Here is a 394-nt window from a genome sequence, read left to right as displayed (position 1 = left end):
GACACCAACAAGGATCAGAGCTACTTCCTCTACACCTTAAGCGAAGCCCAGGTGGGTCAGAGCCTGTTCCCGGTCGGGGATCTGGAAAAACCCGAGGTGCGCCGCATCGCCGAGCAGCTCGACCTCATCACCGCCAAGAAGAAAGACTCCACCGGCATCTGCTTTATCGGCGAGCGCAAGTTCAAGGACTTCCTGGCCAAGTTCCTGCCCGCCCAGCCCGGTCCCATCGAAACCGTGGACGGCAAGGTCATCGGCGAGCATCAGGGGCTGATGTATCACACCCTGGGTCAGCGCAAGGGGCTCGGCATCGGCGGTCGCAAAGATGCCACCGAAGAGGCCTGGTACGTGGTGGACAAAGAGGTGGAGCGCAATACCCTGGTGGTGGCGCAAGGGG

The 394-nt window shown here is 61.4% G+C and carries 1 protein-coding gene; it reads left to right on the top strand.

Annotated features, from left to right (window positions below; translation table 11 throughout):
• Nucleotides 1-394 (top strand): tRNA methyl transferase PRC-barrel domain-containing protein (locus BN1119_RS07590; protein ID WP_041996067.1); only part of this gene is annotated, 394 nt, incomplete at both ends.

This window comes from Aeromonas bivalvium, from assembly GCF_000819765.1.
Lineage (GTDB): Bacteria > Pseudomonadota > Gammaproteobacteria > Enterobacterales > Aeromonadaceae > Aeromonas > Aeromonas bivalvium.
Note: the sequence above shows the minus strand (reverse complement) of the source record. Positions and strands in the feature narration are given on the sequence as shown.